2 protein-coding genes are annotated in these 2,204 nt (G+C 62.8%); both read right to left on the bottom strand.

Features of this window, described 5'->3' with window-relative positions; genetic code table 11:
- On the bottom strand, positions 1-558 hold a 558-nt coding region (locus EAO75_RS45175; protein ID WP_222724054.1), incomplete at its 3' end, for an ATP-binding protein.
- 19 nt (positions 559-577) lie between these two features.
- The coding region (locus EAO75_RS45170; protein ID WP_222724053.1) for a toxin glutamine deamidase domain-containing protein at positions 578-2,204 on the bottom strand (1,627 nt) is incomplete at its 5' end.

Genomic DNA, 2,204 nt, shown 5'->3' with positions numbered 1-2,204 from the left:
GTGCTCGTTGATGCTACGGGCCGCTCCGCGGTAGAGGTGGCGGATCAGGTGATGCGGGATGGGGTTCTGGTTCCGGGGGCTGAGGTCGTACACCTCGCTGTCGACTTCGACCACGAGTTTGATGTTGGTCTCCTTGGAGCGCCTACTGAACGCTCCAACGATCCCGCCGGCAGCGACGCCCAGCGGTTCATCTGTGAACCGCCTCTTCCCTGCCCACTGAGTATTGGTCACGACAACGATTCTCGGGTCGAACTTCCTGTCGAAAACGAGATCGTCCACGAGACTGGTGAGCGCGTGGATGCTCCGGAAATCGCCGTATGAAACACCGATGGCCCGCATCACCTGATCCGCCACCTCTTCCGCGGAGCGGCCCGTAGCATCAACGAGCACGGCCCCAGTGGTGCTGGCGGCGAAATCTGCTAGAAGTGCAGTCTTTCCGGCTCCGGAGGGGCCGTCGACGTAGATAATTCCCCGCTTGGGTGGAAGTTTAGCGAGCTGTGAGCTGATCCGGTCCGAGGCTTCCTCTGGGTTGAGGTGAGAATTCACAGTGGGCGACATCCATTCATGGTGAAGAGCATCACTCTGAGCCGGTGCTCTGCAGGCCGCCATGCGTCATGGCGCGGATCCACACCTTACCGAGTCTCTTAAGGTTCTTGTTCAGATCGTCCTCGAACTGCCGCTTATGCGTCTTCTGGTTCTCAGGTACGTCCTCGGGGCTCACGATATCCGCCTCCTTGCGATAACCAGTTCCGTAGAACACATCGACGCCCGGCATTCTATCCGAAATCAACTTGGCACAGTTCGCGTATCCCCCACCCCTGCCGCATGGCTCACGGTCGGTGTACATGCTCAGTGGCTCATATTGCGCATTTTCTTCACGTTGCTCGTTGAGTGTGTCCAAGTAATCCAGAATGTTCTTCTCGGAATGCTTGTTGTCCGTTCCCGGGTAAGAGCTGTCGACCACGTAGCTTATTTGTTTGCTTACTGGGTCGTAGACCTCGACGGCGGCGTAATTGCGTCCGGTGAAGTCGGGGCGATGCTCTCCTGCGTCATTGATGCTCGCGGCAACTCCACCCAGGTCATTTATGAGTGCTGCCGTAATTTCATCGTCTCGCCGCGATGGTGCCCAGTTCGCCTTAGCGTGCTTCGCGATCGCTGGCTTTGGATAGCCGTCCAGCGACTCCGGGCTCGCACTCACGGCGTGGGACTCATGGAAATTCAGGCTCAGACGAGCCAGCGACGCGATCACCGCTCCCCGTTCCCCGGGGTGCATGTCCTCGAAGCCCGGCAGAATCCTCACCAGATCGTCATGCCGCAGAATCGTCGGCTCGTGGTTGGGGTCCTCGGGGCGCGGCGGACTGCAGGACCGCAGGGCGTCGACGAGCGGAACCCGCGTACCGGTGCCGTCCTCGTTCGGAACCGGGTCCAGCCAGTCGTTCAGCTGCTGATGGACCGGGTCCATGTCGAGCTGCCGGACATCGTTCGTCTGCCGCACGTTCTGCTGGTCCGGCATGGGGTTCATGCCGTAGTGCGAAGAGTCGACGGTCTCCGGCTCGGTGAGCCGGGGGTGTTCCGTGCGCTGCGGATCGTCCCTGGGGTGAGGTTTCTCGTCGGTGCCGTCGGGATCGGAGTCCTGTGGGGCTCCCGCCGGTTCCTCAGACSGTCGACGATCGGGGCTGCTCGCTGTCTCGGGCGCCTGTCGGTCGGAGTCCGGCCTGGACTGGCCACCGCTGTCCGGGGTAACCGGCTGCCGGTTCGAGTCCAGCGGAATCGCGAAGACCCCGTTGTTCCCGCTGTGCAGCGGCTTCGAACTCTGCTGCCCGGTCTGCGCGTCGATGTACGTGATCTTGCCGTTGTGGTTGACGGCATTCCACGCGTGAGCCCGCCCATTGGCGTCCTGCGTGATGATCACGGCCTGTGAGCCGTGGCCGCTGTCGCGGAGGGTGTTCTCCAGGCGGTTGAAGGCGTCGCGCCCGTTGCCCATGTCGTTGAAGCGGGCGCCGAGCGTGTTCTCGATGCGGTCGCGGCCGCCCTTCTCGCCGCGGTCCGAGGGGTTGCCGTCCGCGTCCAGATCCGGCGTACGGCTGGCCGCTGCCGTGGGGTTGCCCGCGTAGGTGTCCACCGTGGACAGGGCGACGTCGACACAGTTGTTGTTGCGGCCGGGGGCGTCCTGTCCTTCGCCGTTGATGCGCTCGACCCAGCGG

The sequence above is a fragment of the Streptomyces sp. UW30 genome (genome assembly GCF_008042075.1).
Taxonomy (GTDB): Bacteria; Actinomycetota; Actinomycetes; order Streptomycetales; family Streptomycetaceae; genus Streptomyces.
This window is presented reverse-complemented; position numbering and strand designations above follow the sequence as displayed.